Raw genomic sequence first — 25,746 nt, 5'->3', positions numbered from 1 at the left:
AAAGGTTTTGCACCAAGTCTAATGAGGAAAATCGTTAATCATTAAAAGATAATAATTATTTTATTATAAGAGAAAAAGATTAATTATAATAATTTAATGAATAATTGCTTTTTTTTCTATAGCAAATACTTTAAATTTAAATAGTTTTACATACTGTCTTGATAAAAAAGCACAAAAGAAAATTAAAATTGACATCTTAACAAATGAGTAAATTATAGTAACAAAAAAATTATTATTTACAAATTCCACTGCTCTTCTAGCAACATTTAATCCAAATATTAAGCGCAATAATAAACCTGTCATAAATTCAACACTAATTACTTTATTAAAAGCAATATGGAAAAATAAAATAAAAGTAGTACCATGAAATAAAAAGGCTAAAATTTTACTTTAATTGTAAAATTAAAAAGGACACTTATATAAAAATTAAATTGTGTTAGTTCTATAATTAAGAAAAGAAAGGAATTAGCGCAATGTATAAGTATCTGAGTATTGAATCAATAATAGCAATAAAAGAATATAAAAATTATGGATTTTCGATTCGTAAAATAGCAAAAATTGTTGATTATAGTAAATCAACTGTACATAGAGTTTGTAGATTATTAAATAAAAACTTATTGCCATTAGAAATATTGAATCAATTTCAAAAAAATAAACCAAATGCAGGCAGAAAATTAATAATTTTAACTTTAACAGAAATTAATAGTATTAATCATTTGTTAATTACTAAAAAGTATGCTTTTGATATAATTGCTAACTTTTTAAAGGAAAATAAAATAAAAAGTATTTCAACAAAAACTTTATATAATGTGTTTAAAACAAATCGAATGGGTTTTGATGAAAATAACTTATTGAGAAAAGGCAAAAATAAATCTCACAAACAAAAAGAAACTAGGGGCAAAATTAATAATTGTAAGTCTATTCATGAAAGAAATTTAATCATACCTAATATTAAAAATATACAAGAATTTGGTCATTTAGAAGGTGATACTATCATTGGCAAAGATCATAAAAGTTCTATTATTACTTTGGCTGATATATGATCAAAAACCACAATTCCTTTAGTAACTAAAAATCATAAATCAGAAAATATTACGAAAAGTATAATAAAATTTATTTCAAAGTTACAAAAAGGAACAGTTAAAACCATTACTTTTGATCGTGGTAAAGAATTTAGTAAATGAAGATTAATCGAAAAAATTTGTAATGTCAAAATTTATTTTGCAGATCCTGGTAAACCTTGCCAAAGGGGTTTAAATGAAAATAATAATGGTATTTTAAGAAGATATTTACCAAAATCTACAGATCTATCTTCATATAAACAAAAAGATTTAAATTTTATAGCATTTCAAATTAATTCTACACCCAGAAAATCGCTCTCTTATAAAAGACCAATAGATTTAATACAATTATTTTAAAAAACTGTCCCATTTATATTTACAACTCAGGATAAAAAAAACAATTATTTTTTTAGAATTAAACATCATAATACACCCTTTTTAATGAAATAATGATTATTAAATTTTACTATAAATAAATTTATGAAGTAACTATATATTAAATTCTTGACTTTCATCATCCTCTAACTAATAAACTAACTCCAAGAACAAAACATATTGGTACAATAATAATTAAAAAAATAATTGCAAAATAAACTTGTTCAAAAGGATGAGAAACATAAGTATTTTTAGCCGCTTCTATATCTAGTTGATCTCAATTATAAAACAAATTAATAATACCATAGTGTTTTAAACTTCAAAAACCGTTACCAAGAAAATTATTAAAATGATCATTAAAAATAGCTGTTCCAAATAATATTAAACTAATTATTAGAAAAAACAAAGTTAAAATGCATAAGAATAATCCTAGTTTTTGCTTTCAATCCCAAGATGTAACTTTTTTATATTCTACATTTTTATCCATATTTAACACTTACTAAACACTAAGAATATAATCAACGCTTAAAATAACCAAATATTAAAGATAAAACACTAACACCAAGAAAGATAGCAGTTAAAATTACTGTAAATACAATTCCGACAACTACTTGCGCAAGAGGATAAGTTAAAAGCTTATCACTAGTAGCATCTGTTCACATTTGATTATAGCCAGCTTTGCTTAAAAAACTATCAAGTCCTCATATAGAAATAGCATGAAAGCCATTTCCGGCATATTGTGAACTTCCTCCACTTGGGGCTTTAAAATTGGCTGTTGCAATTAAAATTAGTCCTAATGCTAAACAAAGCAAACTAATTACCAGTGAGGCAAAGCCAATTTTTATTCCTCAATTTTGTTTCTTAAAAAGATTTATAAGATTTTTCATTAAGGTTTCTCCTTTACTACCTAATTATTTTATTGTTTTACCAAAATAATGTATTAATTGGTATTATCACAATAAATAAATTATAGCGTAAAATTTTTTTAAATAATAAAAAAATTATGAATAAAAACATAAAAAAATCATTAGTAATTTTACTAATGATTTTTTCTATATTATTATATTATTCTTCAATTAATACTTTAATACCAGGGCCCATTGCTGTAGTAATGCTTATATTTTTAATATAAGCACCCTTAACTGCTGCAGGCTTAACTTTTCTTAAAGTGTTAAGAATTGCTAAATAATTATCTCTTAACCCTTCTTGTGCAAATGATACTTTACCAAGAATAACATGAATATTACCTTGTTTATCAACACGATATTCAACTTTACCTTTACGAATATCAGCTATTGCTTTTTGAACATCCATTGTTACTGTTCCTAGTTTTGCTGTAGGCATGAATCCTTTTGGTCCTAATACTCTACCAATTTTTCCTAATTCACCCATCATTTCGGGTGTTGCAATAATAACATCAAAATCAAATCAACCTTTTTGAATGTTTTCAATCATTTCCTTACCACCAACAAAATCAGCTTGACTTTCCATTGCCTCTTTTTGTTTAGTGGTAGTTATCACTAAAACACGTTGTGTTTTTCCAGTCCCTGCTGGTAAAACAATAGAACCACGTAACATTTGATCAGCATGTCTTGGATCAACATTTAAACGAAATGCTGCTTCAACTGTTGCATCAAATTTTAATGATGAAGTTTGTTTAGCTAATTCTAAAGCACGATCAATTGGATAAACTTTAGTGTTATCAACTAATTTTGCAACTGCAAGATATCTTTTACTTCTATTCATATTAAACACCTTGCTTTCCATCTTCAACAGTAATGCCCATATTCTTGGCTGTTCCTGCAACAATTTTAATTGCATCTTCTAAAGAATAAGCATTTAAATCAGGTAATTTAATTTGAGCAATTTCTGTAATTTGAGCAATAGTAAGTGTTCCTACTTTTGTTAATTTAGCATTTGATGAACCTTTTGCAAGTTTCAATGCTTTTTTTAAAAGAAATGTTGTTGGTGCAGTTTTTATTTTAAAGTCGAAAGTTTTATCTTTATATGCTGTAATAAAAACTGGAATTGGAACCGGATTAACATCATCTTTTTGATCTTTGGTTTTATCGTTAAATTCTCTACAAAAACGTGGCATATCAATACCGAATGATGCTAAACTAGCACCTGGTTTGGCACTACCAGCTGGTAATTGAATAATACCTTCACGATTAATATTTTTTTTATCTGCCATGAGCAACTCCTCCTAAATGGATTCTCACTGTGGTCCAAACGAATAAATCTTCCACAAGTTTAAACATAATTAAAGTCTATTTATATATATAAATAGTACTTTACAAATAATAACATCATTATAATTAGTAGTCAAATATATTTTAATTTTATTTTACATAAAAATTAAATAGTTTAAACTAAACTTTAATTTTTTTACAACTATCATATTCTACTTTAATTTCGGTTTGACGACCAAACATATCAACAGAAACTGTTGCAACACCCTTATCTTCATCTAATTTAATAACTTGTCCTTCTCGACCTTGTAAAGCACCAGAAGTAATATGAACAAAATCATTCAACTCAAAATCACGAATAATTTTTTTTATCTCTTTAACTTTAGGTTGTGATGAATTTTTAGAATTACGATATAACATTTCATTAACTTCTTTAGTAGAAAGTGGAGTTGGTGGTACACCCTTACCACTAGAACCAATAAATCCATTAATACCTGTTGTATTACGAATATCATATCAAGTATCTTCGGTTAAAATCATATGAACAAAAATATAACCCGGAAAAATATTTTTTTCAGTTATTTTTTTATCTTTATCTGGTATTGCTTCTTTAACAACTCTAACTTGAAAAATATTATCTTTTAAATTCAATTTTTTTTCAATTTTATTTTTCAAATCAGCAGCAACTTTATCTTCATGACCTTTGTTACAATTAACAATATATCATTGTGCTTGCTCAATTCGATGTTTATGTGTTTCTTCTAATGATGTAGTTTTCACTAAAGGGGTTTCTTTTTTAATTCTTTCGCTCATTTTTTGGCATCTCCATTTTTTACATTATTTTTAATAAAGGTAATACAAATAGTAATAACTGCTCAATTCCATAAAAGAATAGTGCTAAGACAGCAATAAATAATACTGTTGTAATAAATTTATTATTTAATTGTTTTCTTGGTGTTCAACGAGTTCTTCTAATTTCTCTTGATAAGTATAAGAAAAAATATTTATGATAAGTTCTCGCTTCTTTTTTATAATAAAAACGTTCTTCAGGCGTACGATTTTTACGTTCTTTTTCTCAAATTTCGCTAATATTAACCTTTTTATTTTTATCGGCTGTTCGTGGATCAAAACTTGGTTTTCCTTCAGAAGTTCTTTTTGTTCTTAAAGGTTTAATTTTACGTAAAATATTAAATTTACTTTTTAAAAGAGCCAATTTTTCAGGATTAATTTTTGGTTTTTCTTTTGATTTGTCTTCTGCACTCATGAAAATTTCTCCTAACGTGATTCCTTATGTAAAGTATGTTTTTGACAATGTTCACAATATTTTTTTAGTTCCATACGCTCTTTATATTTAATCTTATTTTTGTATGTATGATAATTACGATTTAAACACACAGTACAAATTAAAATTATTTTTTTGTTCATTAAATTCACCTAGAAAATTTAACCATTTTTAATTATATTATTATTTAAAATAAGTGTCAATTTTAAAATATTTTTATTTTAAAAACAAAGTTAAATTTTTAATCTTTCTTTAAAATTCATCATTTCTAAAATAATTGTACAAGAAAAAATAAAATAATAAATAAAAAATAATGTTTTTTTAAAAAAACATTATAATATAAAAAATAATTTTAATTAACTATTAATACTTCCTAAAAGTGGTTGTCTTTCATTGGGTTCTATGATAACTTCTGACATATCATTATTTGCATTTGTAACAAATTCCGGCTCAAACTCATAATCAGGAATTTTTAACTTTATTCTTTCCTGTTGACTATTATCTTCAATCTCTGTTACTAATTCTACCTTTTTATTTTCGGGAGTATAATTATCTATTCATTCTTTAAACATTGTTAATGTTGGTCTTCAATCTTTTATTTTTCCGAATTTAACAAAACTAGGAATTGTTTTATCTGAATGTCTCATTTCAAACTTATCTCAATTATTTTTTTCTAAATACTCATATATTTCCTTTGAATCTTGATTACTCAAAATACCTTTATATAAAGCAAAACCTTTTGTAATGTGTTCTTTTCTTTCATTAATAATTTTAATAATAATTTCCTCTTTACTATTTGAAGTATTAGATTTACTCATTGTAGAAAAATATGTATGACTAACATCCATCATTGCTGAAATTGACATTAAATTTCCTCCCACAATATTACCATTTGTAAAATTAATGCCTGCAGTTGCAAAAGTAGTAAGTGATTTTAAGTATTCAATAGTTTTTGTTACTTTTTGAATTTTATATAAATCAAAACCTGATATTCCACTAAGCACTTTCACTAATCCATTTGTACCAGTAAATAATTTATTTAATGCAATAGAAATCATTTCTGGAGTTAATTCATTACTTACAGCATCTTCTGTTAATTGTTCAGCAATTTCAGAATAAAGTCTTTCATTATTTGGTGGTAAAGTAGGAAAAGTGGGTAAATTTGGCTCGGTAGTTGTACTACCACCAGTTTCATTTAAATTATACGCTTGTCAAATAACTCAACCACCAAATGCAGCATATAATATATCAGCTACTCCACTTTTAATTAATTGGTAACGTTTTTCAATATTACTATCCCTAGTAACAGACTTAAGTCCTGCTATTGTTAGTAGAACTCCTGTTGTCGTATTACTTCAATTTTGTGCACTTAATGCTCCTGCTCTAACTGGACCATGAAGATTATTCAACGCTTTTTGTACTTCTTTTCATGTTTCTTCTTTATTTATTTTCATTTTATTTATTCCTTTCATAGTTAAAGTAGTTTTAAATTAAATTTTTAATTTTATTGATAAGATGATACATAATTATTCATTAATAATATTACTAATCGTTCACTTACTAATATTTATTGAGAAAGATGGCCCAATATCAAAAGCACGAGATATAGAACTACTTCTAAGTTGTTGATATATAGTGTTTTCATCATGTCACATAAATATATAAATAACTAATCCTTGTGATTTATGACCTGCAGATGGCTGATTTACTACTCGTCAAACCGGTAATTGATTATCTTTGTCTTGAATTTTTTTGGTATTAAAGTTTAGTTCATTACTTTTAATTGTTGTTTTATTATCCATAACACTATAAGTTATACTGTCTGTCGAATTAGCAAAAATTGTTGGATATAAAAACATAAAATTATTTCATGAATCAGCATAATCACTTCATTTTAAAAGCGTAGTTATTTCTGAATTATAATCTATTAGTTTTCCTCCATCTTTTGGAAAACTATGACTTAATGTTAAATTATTATTAGTATCCAAATTTTTGCTATCATATTGGAAATATCCAACGCTAATAATGTTACCAGTACTGTCAACTAAATATCTAATACTTATCTTTTTACTATTATTTTCAATTGAAAAATTATTAATAACAGATTCTAAATTTGGACTATCAATCATATTATTGAAAATATTTTCAGACATTTTTTCTGCAGTGCTCTCATGATTTTTTAAACTACTTTTAGTAATAAATTGTTTAACAAAGTCAAGACAAATACCCCCACTATTTTTTGAATGAGATTGAGCAATATAATATAATCCCAATGTTTCACTTAAATTATCATAGTTCTGAATTGCATCAATCATACCTTTTGTTCCAGTTAATGATATATGAGTATTAGCACCACCAAATTGAATAAAAGTAAAATTACTTTTAGACTTTTTATTTGAAATATAAGCTGTTATTGATATTTTGATCAAGTTTTGTTTTTGAAAAATTTGCAAATCATTAGTACTTGTTAATTGTTCTTCTTTATAATTAATAGCAGCAATTTCTTTATCAAACTCATTAATAACATCTTTATTTATCTTTTCAGGATTATAAGTTAATTTAAAATTCTCAATATAAATATCTTTTACATAAGGTTCTAAACTTGGATTATCAATAATGCTTTTAACATCAAAAAGATGATATATTCCATTTTCATCCTGACTATTTAAAATAGTACTATTACTTAAATTACCATACGTAGTATTAGTAACAACTTCATTAGTTTCGGTTTTATTTTTATTTTCTTGTTTTAATTTATTAATACTTGTTAAATTATTATTAATACTAATGTTAGCAACAATATTAGTGGTTGCTAATGTTAAACTAAGTCCCAACCATAAATGTTTATTTTTTAACATTTTATTTTACACCTCAGAATTTTATTTTTTAGTAAATCTATTATAAATTTCATTTAATTTTTTTTCATAAATGTTTTGAAGTTTTGGTTGATAATATTTCGTATCTTTTAACTTGGTTGGCAAATACTGTTGTTGTACATAATCGTTAGCATAATCATGTGGAAATTTATATAATTTACCTTTACCTACTGATTTTTTTAATATTTTAGATCAATTATGCTTCAAATAATCAGGAATTGGATATATTTTTCCTTGTAAAACATCACTATATGCTTTTTGTACTGCCAAATTAGCACTATTTGATTTCTCACTAAGTGCCATTTCAATAACTACTAAACCAAGTGGAATTATACCTGCGGGCATACCAATTTGACGAAAAGTATCAATAGCAGTTTTTACCCTAATTGCTAAAGCAGGATTAGCAAGTCCAATATCTTCGTAAACAATAATCAACATTCTTCTTAATAAAGCTTCATAATCACCAGTTGCTAATAACCTTGCTAAATAATGCAAAGCAGCATTAACATCACTGCCTCTAATTGATTTTTGTAACGCTGACTTTAAATCATGATGTTCATTTCCCTCTTTAGCATTTCAATTACTTGCTTTAGGCATAATAGCATTAATAATATCAATAGTTATGATTTCATTAGGATATAATTTTATTAATATTTCTAAAATATTAATTGCTATTCGTAAATCACCAGTTGCTAAATTACAGATTTTTTCTAAAATTTCATCACTAATATTAAAATTAAAAAATGAATTATTAGTAATTATTTTTTTTAAGCCTAATAACATTTCTTCATTACTAATTGGCTTTAATTCTAATAATAGACATCTACTTCGTAAAGCTGGATTAATTACAAAATAAGGATTTTCAGTAGTACAAGCCATTAAAATAAAATTGCCATGTTCTAAATATTGTAATAATAAATCTTGACGATCACGATTCATGCGTTGTATTTCTTCAATTATAATTATATAAGGTTTAGTATTTTGTGCTATTTTAATTAATTTTTCTAAATTTTCTTTTTTATCAATGGCAGCATTAAATACTCCAAATTCACATTTTAAATCATTAGCTAGTGCTTGAGCAATAGTGGTTTTGCCTGTTCCTGGATTACCATAAAATATTAATGATGTTAAAAACTTCTGATTTAATATTCGATTAATAATTCCATTTTTATCATTTATCAAATGACTTTGACCAATTATATCATTAACAGTGGTTGGTCTTAATATTGTTGCTAGTGGCTTATCCATACTCATCACCTTTGTTTTTAATTTAACGTCGTGAAGTTATTTTAACAATAGAACTAAAATTAATAAAGGTTAAATTATTATTTTTAATATTAACATCCAAGGATTGAAGCATTTTATATTCTTTATCATCATCATATTTAATAATGATACCAATGTTTTTTAAGTGCTGATATTTATCATTTTGTTCAGAAACACTAACAAGTTCAATATTATTTATCTTTTTTATGATATCAAAATTAATTGTCTTTTGAAAATGAATTTGATAGTTATCGCCATCAATATTAATTTCTATATTCATTTCTAAATTAATGTCATTAGTAGGAGAAAAATTATTCATATCATTAATAGCTTCTTGAAATAATAGTGAAATAAGTGAAATAGAATTATCTTTAAAAGTAATTGTATATATTACACCACCAGGAAGAACATTTGGATATAATTCAATAGAATTTAAATCTTTAACATTAAAATTGTTATTTTTAAAAATTTTTTCATTTGGTTCTTTATTTTGACATTGAATATTTATTGAAAACTCGATAGTATCTTGCAATTGATTTTTACCAACAATTGTTACTATTATAGATTTTGGTTTTTGATAATTTCCAGTAATCGCATTACTAGTAATAATATAATCTTGATCATTAAAATCTTGATGTCATTTTTGCTTACCAAACTCATTTATTTTTTTACTAACAAGGAAAACAATATGATTATCAATATCCACTTTGCTAACATTAGTATTATCTTCAATAGTTATTAATTGATTAATTACACTTTCATCATTTTCCAATACTGTTTTAATAACAGATAATGATTTTAATGTTCAACTACCTTGAACATTAAAATTAATATTTAATTGACCTTTAATAATTTCACTACTATTTTTAGCACAAATAACAACTGTTATTTTCTTTTTTATCATATAATTATCAAAACTTTTTATTGAATCATAATTAATAACAAAATCACTTTTTGTTACTTTATCTGATAATGATTTTTCTTTATTAATTTCTTCTAAAAATTTCTCTTCAATAATTTTATTAACTTGAGATTCTATTTCATTTTTAGTTCCTTTTGTAGCATCTGACATTACTATTGTTTGTGATGGAATTGTAATTCTATTGTCTAAATCAAAAATATTAAATTTTTCTGGAATAACATCATTTTCAACACTAAAATTGAAATTTAAGTCACAAGGAAGCAAACCATAATTACTACCAAATTGATTAACACTCATTTCAATTTTAAATTGTTTTATTTTTTCTTTATAAGATGGTATTTTTATTGCAAAATTATTTTTAAGTGCATTTTCATCATTAATTTTAATATTAATAGCTGGATTTACTGGTAAATGTAAAAAAAAATTATTAGGAATATCTATTTTATTTGTTTGTAACACATTATCAATCTTTTTTAATAAATCACTAAGATAAAAGATTTTTAGTTTTTTATCAGTAGATATTAAACTAATATTATTTAATTTATCCTTGTAATCTATCAAATTATATTTTTTATTTGTTGGACAATTATTCTTATAATAATCTTCTCAATTTTTATCTTGATTAGGATTTCAGTTGTTGGAATTATTAGTATTTATGGCACTATTTCATTGATTATTTGCAATTATTAAAATCATAGTAGTAATAATTAAAACAACAACAACAAATAACAAAGAAAAAATTTTAAACCAATGTTTTTTTTCTTGTTTAACATTAGGTTTTTGCTTATAATTTGATTTTTCATTTTGATTAATACCAATTTTATACATTATTTCCTCCACCAAAAATCGATAATAAAACATAAAAAAACTTTATAATGATTAAAAAATCACTACAAAGCAACAGCTAAATTATATAAATAATAATATAACAATAAAACTTATAAATTAATTTTTAAAATTAAAAAAATAAAATTAAAATATAAATTTTATTGTTGTCTTAATTCTATCATAGTAATTTTTTATTAAATATATTTTTTGTAACTATTTTTTAATTTTAACTTTACTCGCGTTCAAGCATTATCAACTTGCTTATAACTTAAATTTAATTTTTTCATAATTTGATGAACATTATATCCTCTTCGCTTTAATCTTAAAACTTCATCTTCATTAGTAGTAAAATTTGTAATGGATAGGTTACACTTTATTGGACACCAATTACGTAGACAAGTGAACAAATTAGTTAAAAGAAAGGAACTATAATTATGGCCAATATTAACTCATATAACGACGAATTTAAGAAACAAATAGTAGATTTATATCAAAGTGGTAAGTCAGTGTCTTGTCTTGCTAAAGAGTACAATGTTACAAGAGCAGCTACTTATAATTGAATTAAGCAATTTACTAATTCAGGTAGTTTTAAATCTAAAGATAATCGTTCTGTTGAAGAAAATGAATTAATTAAGGCTTTTCTCCCTTTATGTACTATTTTTAAATTTTATCACATAAATGCTGAGAAAAGCCTATCTACGGACTTCTCCCCACATTTTTAAATCAAACATAACATTACAGTTTCAAAACTAGGTATATTGTTGAATTTATATGCCGATTCTTTTGCGTATAAATGAACATGATGTTTTTCAACTTTGATATGTGTTTTAAATGTTCGTCTGATGTGCTTTCATGCCGATTCAATCTGGTTTATGTTTACACCAGTTTTTGAAACATAACCATCTTGATGGTTAACTGTTTCATGCTTAGTGAAAACTGATTTAAAATGGCGATATCCTTTTCAAGAATCAGTATGTACATCACACTTTGAAGAAATGTGGTTTCTTGCAAATTGCAAAAGATTTTTTTGATTTGCATTTTTCAACACTTTCACAATTAAATTATTGGTTGTTTTTTCATAAATCCCAACAATCAAAGTTTTATTTTTTAAGGATCTTCCTTGTTTTTTAAAACCCATATGTGAAAGATACATTTCATCCATTTGCACTATGCCCTCAACAATGAATTGAGGTTCTTGTTTTGCAATTGCACTTCGGATTTTATGACCCATTCTTCAAGCAGTTTTCAAAGTTACTCCCAATTCTTTTGCAACATCAGTTGATCGAATTCCATGTTTGGTGTTTATTCATCTAAAGATGAGATAAAACCAAGATGTCAAAGGTGTTTGTGACTTGTAAAAAATGGTGTCATGAAGAATACTAAATGTTTGATGACATTTCAAACATCTTATTCTTCTTAAATCAGAAGTATTCAAATTTGTTCAAGAACACCTCATACATTTGTTTTCCTTCAAACTTGCTATATATTTCAAACAATCTTTTTCTGTTTGAAATATATTGTTGAACTCATTCAATTTCATTGTTTCCTCCACAAGTACATGTGGGGAGAAGTCCGTTAATTAAATTAAGAAAAGAATTAAAACAGTTACGAATGGAAAATGATATTTTAAAGCAAGCAGCACTAATAATAGGCAGAAAATAGAGATTATTATCAATAATAAATGTAAATATAAAATTCGTACAATGTGTCGTTTTTTAAAGCTCTCTAAATCAACATATTATTTTAATTTCAAGAAAAAAGAAAAAAATCAAAATAATATTTTAATTTTCAAAAAAACTCTTGATGAAATAAAAAAAATCATCAACCTGCCCTAAAATTTGATTTTATTTAATTTTGGGATTTATTTTTTTTACAAACTGAAATATAATGCTTCAGATTTTGCATAAGGTGATATTTTATAATGTTGGTATTTAAATTTTCCTGAGTTGTAAATATAAATGGGACAGTTTTTTAAAATAATTGTATTAAATCTATTGGTCTTTTATAAGAGAGCGATTTTCTGGGTGTAGAATTAATTTGAAATGCTATAAAATTTAAATCTTTTTGTTTATATGAAAATAGATCTGTAGATTTTGGTAAATATCTTCTTAAAATACCATTATTATTTTCATTTAAACCCCTTTGGCAAGGTTTACCAGGATCTGCAAAATAAATTTTGACATTACAAATTTTTTCGATTAATCTTCATTTACTAAATTCTGTACCACGATCAAAAGTAATGGTTTTAACTGTTCCTTTTTGTAACTTTGAAATAAATTTTATTATACTTTTCGTAATATTTTCTGATTTATGATTTTTAGTTACTAAAGGAATTGTGGTTTTTGATCATATATCAGCCAAAGTAATAATAGAACTTTTATGATCTTTGCCAATGATAGTATCACCTTCTAAATGACCAAATTCTTGTATATTTTTAATATTAGGAATGATTAAATTTCTTTCATGAATAGACTTACAATTATTAATTTTGCCCCTAGTTTCTTTTTGTTTGTGAGATTTATTTTTGCCTTTTCTCAATAAGTTATTTTCATCAAAACCCATTCGATTTGTTTTAAACATGTTATATAAAGTTTTTGTCGAAATACTTTTTATTTTATTTTCCTTTAAAAAGTTAGCAATTATATCAAGAGCATACTTTTTAGTAATTAACAAATGATTAATACTATTAATTTCTGTTAAAGTTAAAATTATTAATTTTCTGCCTGCATTTTTTTTATTTTTTTGAAATTGATTCAATATTTCTAATGGCAATAAGTTTTTATTTAATAATCTACAAACTCTATGTACGGTTGATTTACTATAATCAACAATTTTTGCTATTTTACGAATCGAAAATCCATAATTTTTATATTCTTTTATTGCTATTATTGATTCAATACTCAGATACTTATACATTGCGCTAATTCCTTTCTTTTCTTAATTATAGAACTAACACAATTTAATTTTTATATAAGTGTCCTTTTTAATTTTACAATTAAAGTTTCATAAATTGAGGTAATTTTGAATATTGGTAAATCCAATGCCATGATAATGAGTAATAAATTATTTTAAACTTGATTGTATTTTACTGATATTACTTAAATTTTTATAATTTAATTCTTTATTTTCTTTTGATTTAAATTTCTTGAGAGTACATTTTGTTTGTTTAGCTACTGTATCATATAGTATTTGCATATCACAAACTATAATTGATTTTTCTTCGATAAGCTTAGATGTTAAATTTTCTTGTACTCATTTTTTTGTTAATCTTTTAGTATTTGTTGTTTGAGCATAAATATTTTTATTTTCATCAATTGCCATTTCAATACAACAGTTTAAATCTTTAGCATTTTCTTCAATTCATTTTTTTCTTGGATCATCTGGATTTTTGAAATTTCCTTTATGAATTTCTTTGATAAAAGTTTCATCAATTTCAATTCTACCTTTTAATTTTGTGAATGGTTTTTGTGTTTTTGCTAATTGTGATGATTTCATAAATTTTTGACGATTAAATCATGCTGATGTTTTTGAAATTTTAGCAAATTGAGAAATAGTATAAGCAGATTGACCTTTTAATTTTCAAAAAAACTCTTGATGAAATAAAAAAAATCATCAACCCGGTCTAAAATTTGATTTTATTTAATTTTGGGATTTATTTTTTTTACAAACTGAAATATAATGCTTCAGATTTTGCATAAGGTGATATTTTATAATGTTGGTATTTAAATTTTCATAAATTGAGGTAATTTTGAATATTGGTAAATCCAATGCCGTGATAATGAGTAATAAATTCTTTTAAACTTGATTGTATTTTACTGATATTACTTAAATTTTTATAATTTAATTCTTTATTTTTTTTTATTTAAATTTCTTGAGAGTACATTTTGTTTGTTTAGCTACTGTATCATATAGTATTTGCATATCACAAACTATAATTGATTTTTCTTCGATAAGCTTAGATGTTAAATTTTCTTGTACTCATTTTTTTGTTAATCTTTTAGTATTTGTTGTTTGAGCATAAATATTTTTACGGACTTCTCCCCACATGTACTTGTGGAGGAAACAATGAAATTGAATGAGTTCAACAATATATTTCAAACAGAAAAAGATTGTTTGAAATATATAGCAAGTTTGAAGGAAAACAAATGTATGAGGTGTTCTTGAACAAATTTGAATACTTCTGATTTAAGAAGAATAAGATGTTTGAAATGTCATCAAACATTTAGTATTCTTCATGACACCATTTTTTACAAGTCACAAACACCTTTGACATCTTGGTTTTATCTCATCTTTAGATGAATAAACACCAAACATGGAATTCCATCAACTGATGTTGCAAAAGAATTGGGAGTAACTTTGAAAACTGCTTGAAGAATGGGTCATAAAATCCGAAGTGCAATTGCAAAACAAGAACCTCAATTCATTGTTGAGGGCATAGTGCAAATGGATGAAATGTATCTTTCACATATGGGTTTTAAAAAACAAGGAAGATCCTTAAAAAATAAAACTTTGATTGTTGGGATTTATGAAAAAACAACCAATAATTTAATTGTGAAAGTGTTGAAAAATGCAAATCAAAAAAATCTTTTGCAATTTGCAAGAAACCACATTTCTTCAAAGTGTGATGTACATACTGATTCTTGAAAAGGATATCGCCATTTTAAATCAGTTTTCACTAAGCATGAAACAGTTAACCATCAAGATGGCTATGTTTCAAAAACTGGTGTAAACATAAACCAGATTGAATCGGCATGAAAGCACATCAGACGAACATTTAAAACACATATCAAAGTTGAAAAACATCATGTTCATTTATACGCAAAAGAATCGGCATATAAATTCAACAATATACCTAGTTTTGAAACTGTAATGTTATGTTTGATTTAAAAATGTGGGGAGAAGTCCGTAGATAGGCTTTTCTCAGCATTTATGTGATAAAATTTAAAAATAGTACATAAAGGGAGAAAAGCCTATTTTTATTTTCATCAATTGCCATTTCAATACAACAGTTTAAATCTTTAGCATTTTCTTCAATTCATTTTTTTCTTGGATCATCTGGATTTTTTAAATTTCATTTATGAATTTCTTTGATAAAGGTTTCATCAATTTCAATTCTACCTTTTAATTTTGTGAATGGTTTTTGTGTTTTTGCTAATTGTGATGATTTCATAAATTTTTGACGATTAAATCATGCTGATGTTTTTGAAATTTTAGCAAATTGAGAAATAGTATAAGCAGATTGACCTAACAATGACAATCAAATTATTCAATCTCATTGTTCATGAGATAAATGACTTCAATGTAAAAAATGATTTCTTAAAGCATCAAAGCTACTTTTACAATCTTTGCATAAATATTTTTGCTTATTATTCTTAAAACCATTTTTTACACATCAATAAGATTTACAATTTGGACATTGAATTCCTTTTTCTTTAAATTTTTTATCAATTGCATCTAATTTTTCTTTTTTCTCAATTTGTTTAATTCTATTTTTAAAATGTCTAATAATTTTTATAAATTCTTCATCTTTTTTGTTTTTTAAAACATCAATTAATTCATTATTAGTCACAAAAAATCACCCCTGATATAAAAATATTACTTTTAATTTTAAATTAAAAGTAATATCAAGATTTTTTGTGAAAATTAAAAGATTGACCTAACAATGACAATCAAATTATTCAATCTCATTGTTCATGAGATAAATGACTTCAATGTAAAAAATGATTTCTTAAAGCATCAAAGCTACTTTTACAATCTTTGCATAAATATTTTTGCTTATTATTCTTAAAACCATTTTTTACACATCAATAAGATTTACAATTTGGACATTGAATTCCTTTTTCTTTAAATTTTTTATCAATTGCATCTAATTTTTCTTTTTTCTCAATTTGTTTAATTCTATTTTTAAAATGTCTAATAATTTTTATAAATTCTTCATCTTTTTTGTTTTTTAAAACATCAATTAATTCATTATTAGTCACAAAAAATCACCCCTGATATAAAAATATTACTTTTAATTTTAAATTAAAAGTAATATCAAGATTTTTTGTGAAAATTAAAAAAATAATATGTATGATGAAGCTGTTATTAGTGCTTTTAAAGAAAATAAAGAAATTTATGGCACAAGAAGATTAAAAGCCATATTAGAAAACCAAGAAATTTATTTATCAAGACGAAAAATTAAAGAAATTATGAATAAACATAATTTAATATCAAAATACACTAAATTAATACACAAAAATCATCATAATAAAGTCAATGATAGTCAAATAACTAATCTTGTTAATAGAAACTTTAAGAATAGGATTAAAAATGAAGTTATTGTTAGTGATTTAACTTATGTTCAAGTAAATGGTAAGTGAAACTATATTTGTTTATTAATAGACCTATTTAACCGCGAAATTATTGGACATAGTGTTGAAGTTAAAAAAGATGCATCATTAGTATATGAAGCATTTATGCAATCAAATCGCTGTTTAAAAGATATTCAAATATTTCATAGCGATCGAGGTAATGAATTTAATAATAAAATTATTGATAAACTTTTACTAGCATTCAACATAAATCGATCTTTAAGCAAAAAAGGATGTCCTTATGACAATGCTGTTGCTGAAGAAACTTTTAAAACTTTCAAAACTGAATTTATTAATGATAAAAATTTTAGATCATTAATCCAATTAAAATTAGAATTATTTGATTAGACTTGGTGCAAAACTAAGTTAATTCAAAATTATATATTCCTGCTATTAAATTAAATCTTAATGCAAATCTTCGTATTTTATTGCGATATTTTAAACTTAAAATTTTAAAACGTTTTAGTTTAGCAAATACGTGTTCAATTTTAATTCTAATTTTACTTAAAGTTTTATTGTATTCTTTTTGAATTGGTGTTAATTGATTGTATTTACTTTTTTTAAATGCTTTAATTGTAAAATTAAAAAGGACACTTATATAAAAATTAAATTGTGTTAGTTCTATAATTAAGAAAAGAAAGGAATTAGCGCAATGTATAAGTATCTGAGTATTGAATCAATAATAGCAATAAAAGAATATAAAAATTATGGATTTTCGATTCGTAAAATAGCAAAAATTGTTGATTATAGTAAATCAACCGTACATAGAGTTTGTAGATTATTAAATAAAAACTTATTTTTAATTTTCACAAAAAATCTTGATATTACTTTTAATTTAAAATTAAAAGTAATATTTTTATATCAGGGGTGATTTTTTGTGACTAATAATGAATTAATTGATGTTTTAAAAAACAAAAAAGATGAAGAATTTATAAAAATTATTAGACATTTTAAAAATAGAATTAAACAAATTGAGAAAAAAGAAAAATTAGATGTAATTGATAAAAAATTTAAAGAAAAAGGAATTCAATGTCCAAATTGTAAATCTTATTGATGTGTAAAAAATGGTTTTAAGAATAATAAGCAAAAATCTTTATGCAAAGATTGTAAAAGTAGCTTTGATGCTTTAAGAAATCATTTTTTACATTGAAGTCATTTATCTCATGAACAATGAGATTGAATAATTTGATTGTCATTGTTAGGTCAATCTGCTTATACTATTTCTCAATTTGCTAAAATTTCAAAAACATCAGCATGATTTAATCGTCAAAAATTTATGAAATCATCACAATTAGCAAAAACACAAAAACCATTCACAAAATTAAAAGGTAGAATTGAAATTGATGAAACTTTTATCAAAGAAATTCATAAAGGAAATTTCAAAAATCCAGATGATCCAAGAAAAAAATGAATTGAAGAAAATGCTAAAGATTTAAACTGTTGTATTGAAATGGCAATTGATGAAAATAAAAATATTTATGCTCAAACAACAAATACTAAAAGATTAACAAAAAAATGAGTACAAGAAAATTTAACATCTAAGCTTATCGAAGAAAAATCAATTATAGTTTGTGATATGCAAATACTATATGATACAGTAGCTAAACAAACCAAATGTACTCTAAAGAAATTTAAATCAAAAGAAAATAAAGAATTAAATTATAAAAATTTAAGTAATATCAGTAAAATACAATAGACTTGGTGCAAAACCTTTAATTTTAACAATTTAACGATTATTATTAATATTAAAGGTGATAGTTATTATGTTGAAAAAATATAAAGATGATCAAGAATTTTATAGTTTAGTCGGCATAAAGCCACAAACATTTTATAACATGCTTGAAATTTTAAAAATTGCTGAGTCTAAACAAAAATATTATGGTGGTAGAAAAAATAAAATTGTAATTGAAGAGCGTTTATTAATGACTTTAGAATATTGAAAAGACTATAGTAGTTATAGAGTTATTGCAAAAAGATATAATATTAGTCATACTAGTTGCATTCGTAATATTTTTTGAATTGAAAATATTTTAATAAAAAGCGGAATTTTTAATTTACCTGGAAAAAAAGATTTAACAAAAAATAAAGGTACTAATAATAATTTGTTAGCTATTGATGCTACTGAAACTCCAATTGAAAGAATTAAAAAAAACTAAAATTACTTTTTTCAGGTAAAAAGAAACATCATTCTCTCAAATCCCAAATAATTATTGATATTTCCAATGGAAAAATTATTTCAACTGCTTTTTGTTTTGGAAGCATTCATGATTTTAAATTGCTTCTAAAATCTAAAACTTTTATTCATCCAGAAAAACAAGTTTTTGTTGATTCAGGTTATCAAGGTATACAAAATATTCATAAAAATACATTTTTGCCATTTAAAAAAAGTAAATACAATCAATTAACACCAATTCAAAAAGAATACAATAAAACTTTAAGTAAAATTAGAATTAAAATTGAACACGTATTTGCTAAACTAAAACGTTTTAAAATTTTAAGTTTAAAATATCGCAATAAAATACGAAGATTTGCATTAAGATTTAATTTAATAACAGGAATATATAATTTTGAATTACCTTAGTTTTGCACCAAGTCTAATCAAGTTTAAAAGAATTTATTACTCATTATCATGGCATTGGATTTACCAATATTCAAAATTACCTCAATTTATGAAAATTTAAATACCAACATTATAAAATATCACCTTATGCAAAATCTGAAGCATTATATTTCAGTTTGTAAAAAAAATAAATCCCAAAATTAAATAAAATCAAATTTTAGGCCAGGTTGATGATTTTTTTTATTTCATCAAGAGTTTTTTTGAAAATTAAAAAAACTTATTGCCATTAGAAATATTGAATCAATTTCAAAAAAATAAACAAAATGCAGGCAGAAAATTAATAATTTTAACTTTAACAGAAATTAATAGTATTAATCATTTGTTAATTACTAAAAAGTATGCTCTTGATATAATTGCTAACTTTTTAAAGGAAAATAAAATAAAAAGTATTTCGACAAAAACTTTATATAACATGTTTAAAACAAATCGAATGGGTTTTGATGAAAATAACTTATTGAGAAAAGGCAAAAATAAATCTCACAAACAAAAAGAAACTAGGGGCAAAATTAATAATTGTAAGTCTATTCATGAAAGAAATTTAATCATTCCTAATATTAAAAATATACAAGAATTTGGTCATTTAGAAGGTAATACTATCATTGGCAAAGATCATAAAAGTTCTATTATTACTTTGGCTGATATATGATCAAAAACCACAATTCCTTTAGTAACTAAAAATCATAAATCAGAAAATATTACGAAAAGTATAATAAAATTTATTTCAAAGTTACAAAAAGGAACGGTTAAAACCATTACTTTTGATCGTGGTAAAGAATTTAGTAAATGAAGATTAATCGAAAAAATTTGTAATGTCAAAATTTATTTTGCAGATCCTGGTAAACCTTGCCAAAGGTGTTTAAATGAAAATAATAATGGTATTTTAAGAATATATTTACCAAAATCTACAGATCTATCTTCATATAAACAAAAAGATTTAAATTTTATAGCATTTCAAATTAATTCTACACCCAGAAAATCGCTCTCTTATAAAAGACCAATAGATTTAATACAATGATTTTAAAAAACTGTCCCATTTATATTTACAACTCAGGTTTTTTCAACATAATAACTATCACCTTTAATATTAATAATAATCGTTAAATTGTTAAAATTAAAGGTTTTGCACCAAGTCTATTATATCAATTGATATAACAACATAAGAATCCACAGCACTTTAAACTCCTTAACTCCAGTTAATTATCAAAAACAAATGTCTACCAAAAAATAGTCCTAAAAAGTGTTGCCATTCCAAAATAATAACACTCCCAAAATAATATTACTTTCTTCAAATATTTTAGAACTAAGATCAAAAATTTGAACCTTGGAAGAAATGTTAGAAAAGAAAATAACAATAAAAATAGAACAATTAGAAAAAAGTAAAATAAATAAATATAAAATTTTTTTTATTAATTTTTTTACTTTTTGAATTAAAGATAAAAACAAATGTATTAATAATAAAATAAATAAGATAAATTCTGACTATACAAATATTAAAAACAATTGTAAAGAATTAGAAAACCATTTAATTGATCAAATAAATATATGCAAAAATTTAAAAGAAAAAAATGAAAATTTTCAGAACCAAATCCAATAAATAAAGAAAAAACATTTACACCTAAAATATAAAAGTATCTTTTTAAAAAAATATTTTATTTTTTCATAAATTTAAATATTATCAAAAAATATAGGTTCTTAAAATTTACGATAATTTTAACGTTTCAACGTAAATATAGTTTGCAATAATACCACAAGCAACGCTAGCATTAAATGATTCTATTTTTTGACTTATTGGTATTTGAACAATATAATCGGTATGTTTTAATAACTTTGGACTTATCCCTTCACCTTCATTACCAATAATTAATGCTAAGTTGCTACTACAATCAATAGTAAAATAATCAATTGCTTTTGCTGTTTTAGCAGCAGCCAAAATTCAAAATTTATATTTTTCTTGTAAATTATTAATTGCGGAAGTTAAATTATTAACTTGACAAATTGGAATAATACTTAGAGCACCGGCTGCAGCCTTTGCAACTGCACCGTTTATTTCAGATTGATTATTATTTAAAACAATTACACCATCAAAGTCATTACCCGCTGCAATTCTTAACATTGAACCAAAATTATGTGGATCAGAAATACGATCTAAAATTAAAATTCTTAAAAATTTAGATGTTGAACCAATATTAATTAATTCATCAAAAGAAAAATATTGATAGTCTTTAACATTAGCCGCAATATTTTGATGTTTAGTAGGACCTAATAGATTATTCATTGCTTGTAAACTAATAATTTCATAAGGAATATTTACACTTTTTAAATCTTTTTTTAATTCTTGGTACTTATCTTGAACTAAAAAAACTTTTTTAATTTTTATTAATGATGATGTTGATAATGCAGCAATAATAGGGTGATAACCATAAATATATTGTAATGCCATAATTTTGCTCCTTTAAATAATATTCAAATCTTTTAATTCTTGACGAATTTTATCAGCTTCTTGGTATTGTTTTTCCTTTTTTAGTTGTTCTCATATTTTAATTTTATTTTTAATCTTTTCAGAATAATTACCAACTTTAAAATCAAATCCTAATATTTTTAAAGCAAAGGTAAAAGTATAAAAAATTTCTTGAAATTCTTCATTAAAATTTTTTTTAATAAGTGCTTCATTTAATTTTTTAATCATATTTTCAATTAAAGTAATAGTATTAGTTGTATCAATATTATTTGATAAATTTTTAATAATTTGTTGATAATAAATTGAATGATGATTATTATTACATATTATATTGTTAATAAATATTTGATATGTTCATTGTTTTAAAACATTTTCATATTTTTTTGTTGAAACTAATCCATTTTCAATTGTTTCCTTATTGAAATCAATTGGTTGTTGATGATCACGATTTAATATTAAATATCGCAATACATTCGGATGATGTTGTTGACAAAATTCTTTAACCAAAATAAAATTATTTAAAGATTTTGACATTTTTTCATTAGCAATATTAACATGACCATTATGTCATCAAATATTTGACATTTTTTTATTATTAGCTGCAACAAATTGAGCTCGTTCATTTTCATGATGAGGAAATTTTAAATCAACACCACCACCATGTAAATCAATAGTTTGACCATTAAATAAATCCTCAACAAAACAAGCACACTCAGTATGTCAACCAGGTCTTCCTTTTCCTCACGGACTATTTCAACTAATACCTATTGTTGTTGATTTTCACAAAGCAAAATCTAGATTATTTTCTTTAGTCACTAAATTTTTAATTCTAAAATTTGGAATTAAATCTTCAATATTTTTATGTGCCAAACTTCCATAATATTTTAACTTATTAACTTTAAAATAAACATCACCAGCCGTAACATATGCATAATCTTTAATAATTAATTTATTAATAAATTCAATAATCTTTGAAATATATTCACTTACTTTTGGTAATTTTGTAGGAAAAATAATATTTAATTTTTCTAAGTCTTCATAATATGATAACGTATATTTGTCAGTAACTTGTTGTTCTGTTATTTTTAAATCCGCAGCTTTCTTAATAATTTTATCATCAATATCAGTAATATTATGAACATAATTTATTTTATAATTTTGATGAATTAACAAACGATGTAAAACATCAAAAACAAGCACACCACGAATATTGCCAACATGAATATAGTTATAAACAGTAGGACCACATAAATACATATTAACTTGCTTTTTATTAGTGGCAAGCAGTTGCAATCTTTGTGAAAAACTATCATAAATTTTAATCATTTAATTAACCCTTCTTAATAAAGTTTAGTTTTCATATACTCTATTATACTGTAAATAATATCAATCTGTAACAAAATAATTTTTTAAATTTAAAACTCTCTTTAACAAAGAGAATCATTAATAATTAAAAAAGTATTAATTATTTGAAATTTCATAATTTTTGATAGATATCATTTTTATGTTTTTATTTTTTTTCAGTTATATATAAATTTCCTTTATTAGCAGAAGTTATTGTTCCTATATAAATAGTATCATTAATATTTGTTAAACTTCAAACCGCACCATTAGTACTCTCTCAACCAAGCATCAATCCAAAACTTTTATCAGTTTTACTTTTATATATTTTTCCTTCACCATTATTATTTGTTATTCCTACATAAAGTGTACTATCAACATTTGTTAAACTTGAAACTTCACCATTAGTATTAGTTTAAGTAGAAACCGGCTCAATCTTAGCATTAATATCATTAGTATTTATTTTATATAAATTTCCCTTTTTATTAGCAGTTGATGTTCCTACATAAAGTACACCATTAATATTTGTTAAAGCCCAAACCGCACCATTGTCTTGTTTTCAATTATTCATTAATTCAAATTTGCCATCACTATTACTTTTATATAAATTTCCTTTACCAAAAATTGATGTTCCTGCATAAAGCACACCATTAATATTTACTAGAGCATGAACTGCACCATTATTATCTTCTCAATTAGAAATTTTTTTAAAATTAGTAATAGTACAAGATAAAGAAACTTCGTTTTTATAAGTACCTTTACCATTAATAATAATTTTTGTAGTGTCAATAAAACTTTTAATATCAAAATCATCTTCAGTTAGATCAATTGCTTCTTTATTTTTATCTTTAATGGCTTTTAAAATTTCAGATTTATTTGGTTTGTCCAATTGACCAATGTAAATAATACCTAATTCCTTTTTAATAATAACTGTATTTAAATCAGTTTTTTCTTTTAATTTTCAAAAAAACTCTTGATGAAATAAAAAAAATCATCAACCTGGCCTAAAATTTGATTTTATTTAATTTTGGGATTTATTTTTTTTACAAACCGAAATATAATGCTTCAGATTTTGCATAAGGTGATATTTTATAATGTTGGTATTTAAATTTTCATAAATTGAGGTAATTTTGAATATTGGTAAATCCAATGCCATGATAATGAGTAATAAATTCTTTTAAACTTGATTGTATTTTACTGATATTACTTAAATTTTTATAATTTAATTCTTTATTTTCTTTTGATTTAAATTTTTTGAGAGTACATTTTGTTTGTTTAGCTACTGTATCATATAGTATTTGCATATCACAAACTATAATTGATTTTTCTTCGATAAGCTTAGATGTTAAATTTTCTTGTACTCATTTTTTTGTTAATCTTTTAGTATTTGTTGTTTGAGCATAAATATTTTTATTTTCATCAATTGCCATTTCAATACAACAGTTTAAATTTTTAGCATTTTCTTCAATTCATTTTTTTCTTGGATCATCTGGATTTTTGAAATTTCCTTTATGAATTTCTTTGATAAAAGTTTCATCAATTTCAATTCTACCTTTTAATTTTGTGAATGGTTTTTGTGTTTTTGCTAATTGTGATTATTTCATAAATTTTTGACGATTAAATCATGCTGATGTTTTTGAAATTTTAGCAAATTGAGAAATAGTATAAGCAGATTGACCTAACAATGACAATCAAATTATTCAATCTCATTGTTCATGAAATAAATGACTTCAATAGACTTGGTGCAAAACTAAGGTAATTAAAAATTATATATTCCTGCTATTAAATTAAATCTTAATGCAAATATTCGTATTTTATTGCGATATTTTAAACTTAAAATTTTAAAACGTTTTAGTTTAGCAAATACGTGTTCAATTTTAATTCTAATTTTACTTAAAGTTTTATTGTATTCTTTTTGAATTGGTGTTAATTGATTGTATTTACTTTTTTTAAATGGCAAAAATGTATTTTTGTGAATATTTTGTATACCTTGATAACCTGAATCAACAAAAACTTGTTTTTCTGGATGAATAAAAGTTTTAGATTTTAGAAGCAATTTAAAATCATGAATGCTTCCAAAACAAAAAGCAGTTGAAATAATTTTTCCATTGGAAATATCAATAATCATTTGGTATTTGAGAGAATGATGTTTCTTTTTACCTGAAAAAAGTA

The 25,746-nt window shown here is 23.7% G+C and carries 35 protein-coding genes and 2 pseudogenes; 11 read left to right on the top strand and 26 right to left on the bottom strand.

Going from position 1 to position 25,746, the window contains the following annotated elements; genetic code table 4:
* Positions 1-93: 93 nt before the first annotated feature.
* The gene (locus AAHM78_RS01215; protein ID WP_342254096.1) at positions 94-303 is read right to left on the bottom strand and encodes a hypothetical protein; all 210 of its coding nucleotides are present in this window, start codon (positions 301-303) and stop codon (positions 94-96) included.
* 170 nt (positions 304-473) lie between these two features.
* On the opposite strand from AAHM78_RS01215, the gene AAHM78_RS01210 reads away from it, so the two are divergent.
* Complete coding sequence (locus tag AAHM78_RS01210; protein ID WP_342254095.1) at positions 474-1,418, top strand: IS30 family transposase; 945 nt, start codon at positions 474-476, stop codon at positions 1,416-1,418.
* Positions 1,419-1,557: 139 nt separating this feature from the next.
* Here AAHM78_RS01210 and AAHM78_RS01205 read toward each other — a convergent pair whose 3' ends face one another.
* The 11 genes from AAHM78_RS01205 to AAHM78_RS01155 all read right to left on the bottom strand — a co-directional run bounded on the left by AAHM78_RS01205 (position 1,558) and on the right by AAHM78_RS01155 (position 10,802).
* Entirely contained in the window at positions 1,558-1,923 is a 366-nt protein-coding gene (locus AAHM78_RS01205; protein ID WP_252320186.1) for a hypothetical protein, read from the bottom strand.
* A gap of 19 nt (positions 1,924-1,942) precedes the next feature.
* A complete protein-coding gene (locus AAHM78_RS01200) occupies positions 1,943-2,323 on the bottom strand; it encodes a hypothetical protein (protein WP_342254094.1) in 381 nt (126 codons plus the stop codon).
* A gap of 178 nt (positions 2,324-2,501) precedes the next feature.
* Positions 2,502-3,182, bottom strand: coding sequence for a 50S ribosomal protein L1 (rplA, locus tag AAHM78_RS01195; RefSeq protein ID WP_342254093.1), 681 nt, complete (start codon positions 3,180-3,182; stop codon positions 2,502-2,504).
* Between the two features lies 1 nt (position 3,183).
* Positions 3,184-3,630 carry a 50S ribosomal protein L11 gene (gene rplK / locus AAHM78_RS01190; RefSeq protein ID WP_342254092.1) on the bottom strand — a complete coding sequence of 149 codons (447 nt, stop codon included), beginning with the start codon at positions 3,628-3,630 and terminating at the stop codon, positions 3,184-3,186.
* Positions 3,631-3,808: 178 nt separating this feature from the next.
* A complete protein-coding gene (gene nusG / locus AAHM78_RS01185; RefSeq protein ID WP_252320182.1) occupies positions 3,809-4,441 on the bottom strand; it encodes a transcription termination/antitermination protein NusG in 633 nt (210 codons plus the stop codon).
* A gap of 19 nt (positions 4,442-4,460) precedes the next feature.
* Positions 4,461-4,892, bottom strand: coding sequence for a preprotein translocase subunit SecE (gene secE, locus AAHM78_RS01180; protein WP_174481440.1), 432 nt, complete (start codon positions 4,890-4,892; stop codon positions 4,461-4,463).
* An 11-nt stretch (positions 4,893-4,903) separates the two neighbouring features.
* Positions 4,904-5,053 (bottom strand): 50S ribosomal protein L33, encoded by a 150-nt coding sequence (rpmG, locus tag AAHM78_RS01175; protein WP_286641767.1) that lies wholly within the window; start codon positions 5,051-5,053, stop codon positions 4,904-4,906.
* A 213-nt stretch (positions 5,054-5,266) separates the two neighbouring features.
* Positions 5,267-6,364 carry a hypothetical protein gene (locus AAHM78_RS01170; RefSeq protein WP_342254091.1) on the bottom strand — a complete coding sequence of 366 codons (1,098 nt, stop codon included), beginning with the start codon at positions 6,362-6,364 and terminating at the stop codon, positions 5,267-5,269.
* Positions 6,365-6,436: 72 nt separating this feature from the next.
* Entirely contained in the window at positions 6,437-7,768 is a 1,332-nt protein-coding gene (locus AAHM78_RS01165; RefSeq protein WP_342254090.1) for a hypothetical protein, read from the bottom strand.
* Between the two features lie 21 nt (positions 7,769-7,789).
* Positions 7,790-9,034 carry a replication-associated recombination protein A gene (locus tag AAHM78_RS01160; protein ID WP_342254089.1) on the bottom strand — a complete coding sequence of 415 codons (1,245 nt, stop codon included), beginning with the start codon at positions 9,032-9,034 and terminating at the stop codon, positions 7,790-7,792.
* A 22-nt stretch (positions 9,035-9,056) separates the two neighbouring features.
* Complete coding sequence (locus AAHM78_RS01155; RefSeq protein WP_342254088.1) at positions 9,057-10,802, bottom strand: hypothetical protein; 1,746 nt, start codon at positions 10,800-10,802, stop codon at positions 9,057-9,059.
* A 434-nt stretch (positions 10,803-11,236) separates the two neighbouring features.
* Here AAHM78_RS01155 and AAHM78_RS01150 point away from each other — a divergent pair, with 434 nt between their 5' ends.
* Complete coding sequence (locus AAHM78_RS01150) at positions 11,237-11,524, top strand: transposase (protein WP_342254087.1); 288 nt, start codon at positions 11,237-11,239, stop codon at positions 11,522-11,524.
* Here AAHM78_RS01150 and AAHM78_RS01145 read toward each other — a convergent pair.
* Positions 11,521-12,342, bottom strand: coding sequence for an IS1595 family transposase (locus tag AAHM78_RS01145; RefSeq protein WP_342254086.1), 822 nt, complete (start codon positions 12,340-12,342; stop codon positions 11,521-11,523). The two genes, AAHM78_RS01150 and AAHM78_RS01145, sit on opposite strands and share 4 nt — an antisense overlap.
* Between AAHM78_RS01145 and AAHM78_RS01140 the strand changes: the two genes are divergently transcribed.
* The gene (locus AAHM78_RS01140; protein ID WP_342254085.1) at positions 12,342-12,464 is read left to right on the top strand and encodes a hypothetical protein; all 123 of its coding nucleotides are present in this window, start codon (positions 12,342-12,344) and stop codon (positions 12,462-12,464) included. The two genes, AAHM78_RS01145 and AAHM78_RS01140, sit on opposite strands and share 1 nt — an antisense overlap.
* Before the next feature lie 309 nt (positions 12,465-12,773).
* Here AAHM78_RS01140 and AAHM78_RS01135 read toward each other — a convergent pair whose 3' ends face one another.
* The 3 genes from AAHM78_RS01135 to AAHM78_RS01125 form a co-directional block, all read right to left on the bottom strand.
* The gene (locus AAHM78_RS01135; RefSeq protein ID WP_342254084.1) at positions 12,774-13,718 is read right to left on the bottom strand and encodes an IS30 family transposase; all 945 of its coding nucleotides are present in this window, start codon (positions 13,716-13,718) and stop codon (positions 12,774-12,776) included.
* Positions 13,719-13,865: 147 nt separating this feature from the next.
* Positions 13,866-14,297: a hypothetical protein gene (locus tag AAHM78_RS01130; protein ID WP_342254083.1), complete on the bottom strand. Its 432-nt coding sequence runs from the start codon at positions 14,295-14,297 to the stop codon at positions 13,866-13,868.
* 363 nt (positions 14,298-14,660) lie between these two features.
* Positions 14,661-14,849: a hypothetical protein gene (locus tag AAHM78_RS01125; RefSeq protein ID WP_342254082.1), complete on the bottom strand. Its 189-nt coding sequence runs from the start codon at positions 14,847-14,849 to the stop codon at positions 14,661-14,663.
* Between the two features lie 18 nt (positions 14,850-14,867).
* Between AAHM78_RS01125 and AAHM78_RS01120 the strand changes: the two genes are divergently transcribed.
* On the top strand, positions 14,868-15,689 hold the full coding sequence (locus AAHM78_RS01120) for an IS1595 family transposase (RefSeq protein ID WP_342252843.1): 822 nt from the start codon (positions 14,868-14,870) through the stop codon (positions 15,687-15,689).
* Positions 15,690-15,729: 40 nt separating this feature from the next.
* On the opposite strand, the gene AAHM78_RS01115 is transcribed toward AAHM78_RS01120, so the two are convergent.
* Entirely contained in the window at positions 15,730-16,371 is a 642-nt protein-coding gene (locus tag AAHM78_RS01115) for an IS1/IS1595 family N-terminal zinc-binding domain-containing protein (protein WP_342254081.1), read from the bottom strand.
* Positions 16,372-16,414: 43 nt separating this feature from the next.
* Positions 16,415-16,783 (bottom strand): IS1/IS1595 family N-terminal zinc-binding domain-containing protein, encoded by a 369-nt coding sequence (locus AAHM78_RS01110; protein WP_342254080.1) that lies wholly within the window; start codon positions 16,781-16,783, stop codon positions 16,415-16,417.
* Positions 16,784-16,870: 87 nt separating this feature from the next.
* On the opposite strand from AAHM78_RS01110, the gene AAHM78_RS01105 reads away from it, so the two are divergent.
* Complete coding sequence (locus tag AAHM78_RS01105; RefSeq protein ID WP_342254079.1) at positions 16,871-17,503, top strand: IS3 family transposase; 633 nt, start codon at positions 16,871-16,873, stop codon at positions 17,501-17,503.
* Positions 17,504-17,516: 13 nt separating this feature from the next.
* On the opposite strand, the gene AAHM78_RS01100 is transcribed toward AAHM78_RS01105, so the two are convergent.
* Positions 17,517-17,780, bottom strand: a complete 264-nt coding sequence (locus AAHM78_RS01100) for a transposase family protein (protein ID WP_425289774.1) — start codon at positions 17,778-17,780, stop codon at positions 17,517-17,519.
* A gap of 27 nt (positions 17,781-17,807) precedes the next feature.
* On the opposite strand from AAHM78_RS01100, the pseudogene AAHM78_RS16570 reads away from it, so the two are divergent.
* The 6 genes and pseudogenes from AAHM78_RS16570 to AAHM78_RS01075 form a co-directional block, all read left to right on the top strand.
* Positions 17,808-17,951, top strand: a pseudogene (locus AAHM78_RS16570) (helix-turn-helix domain-containing protein); the annotation flags it as partial.
* A gap of 967 nt (positions 17,952-18,918) precedes the next feature.
* Complete coding sequence (locus tag AAHM78_RS01090) at positions 18,919-19,311, top strand: transposase family protein (RefSeq protein WP_342254076.1); 393 nt, start codon at positions 18,919-18,921, stop codon at positions 19,309-19,311.
* 50 nt (positions 19,312-19,361) lie between these two features.
* A complete protein-coding gene (locus AAHM78_RS01085; protein ID WP_342254954.1) occupies positions 19,362-19,736 on the top strand; it encodes a transposase family protein in 375 nt (124 codons plus the stop codon).
* Positions 19,737-19,986: 250 nt separating this feature from the next.
* Positions 19,987-20,796, top strand: a pseudogene (locus AAHM78_RS01080) (IS30 family transposase); the annotation flags it as partial.
* An 81-nt stretch (positions 20,797-20,877) separates the two neighbouring features.
* The gene (locus tag AAHM78_RS16565; RefSeq protein WP_425289756.1) at positions 20,878-21,003 is read left to right on the top strand and encodes an IS3 family transposase; all 126 of its coding nucleotides are present in this window, start codon (positions 20,878-20,880) and stop codon (positions 21,001-21,003) included.
* 9 nt (positions 21,004-21,012) lie between these two features.
* Entirely contained in the window at positions 21,013-21,369 is a 357-nt protein-coding gene (locus tag AAHM78_RS01075; protein ID WP_342254074.1) for a hypothetical protein, read from the top strand.
* A gap of 105 nt (positions 21,370-21,474) precedes the next feature.
* Here AAHM78_RS01075 and rlmB read toward each other — a convergent pair whose 3' ends face one another.
* The 7 genes from rlmB to AAHM78_RS01040 all read right to left on the bottom strand — a co-directional run bounded on the left by rlmB (position 21,475) and on the right by AAHM78_RS01040 (position 25,690).
* A complete protein-coding gene (rlmB, locus tag AAHM78_RS01070; RefSeq protein WP_342254073.1) occupies positions 21,475-22,215 on the bottom strand; it encodes a 23S rRNA (guanosine(2251)-2'-O)-methyltransferase RlmB in 741 nt (246 codons plus the stop codon).
* A gap of 12 nt (positions 22,216-22,227) precedes the next feature.
* Entirely contained in the window at positions 22,228-23,559 is a 1,332-nt protein-coding gene (gene cysS, locus AAHM78_RS01065) for a cysteine--tRNA ligase (protein ID WP_342254072.1), read from the bottom strand.
* Positions 23,560-23,743: 184 nt separating this feature from the next.
* Positions 23,744-23,866: a hypothetical protein gene (locus AAHM78_RS01060; RefSeq protein WP_342254071.1), complete on the bottom strand. Its 123-nt coding sequence runs from the start codon at positions 23,864-23,866 to the stop codon at positions 23,744-23,746.
* Between the two features lie 123 nt (positions 23,867-23,989).
* Positions 23,990-24,463, bottom strand: coding sequence for a hypothetical protein (locus AAHM78_RS01055; RefSeq protein ID WP_342254070.1), 474 nt, complete (start codon positions 24,461-24,463; stop codon positions 23,990-23,992).
* 154 nt (positions 24,464-24,617) lie between these two features.
* Positions 24,618-25,004, bottom strand: a complete 387-nt coding sequence (locus AAHM78_RS01050) for a hypothetical protein (protein ID WP_342254069.1) — start codon at positions 25,002-25,004, stop codon at positions 24,618-24,620.
* Between the two features lie 165 nt (positions 25,005-25,169).
* The gene (locus tag AAHM78_RS01045; RefSeq protein WP_342254068.1) at positions 25,170-25,322 is read right to left on the bottom strand and encodes a hypothetical protein; all 153 of its coding nucleotides are present in this window, start codon (positions 25,320-25,322) and stop codon (positions 25,170-25,172) included.
* A gap of 11 nt (positions 25,323-25,333) precedes the next feature.
* The gene (locus tag AAHM78_RS01040; RefSeq protein ID WP_342254964.1) at positions 25,334-25,690 is read right to left on the bottom strand and encodes a transposase family protein; all 357 of its coding nucleotides are present in this window, start codon (positions 25,688-25,690) and stop codon (positions 25,334-25,336) included.
* Positions 25,691-25,746 lie beyond the last annotated feature (56 nt).

Origin of the sequence: Spiroplasma endosymbiont of Zeiraphera isertana, assembly GCF_964030805.1 — a bacterium.
Classification (GTDB): Bacteria; Bacillota_I; Bacilli_A; order Mycoplasmatales; family VBWQ01; genus Spiroplasma_E.
This window is presented reverse-complemented; position numbering and strand designations above follow the sequence as displayed.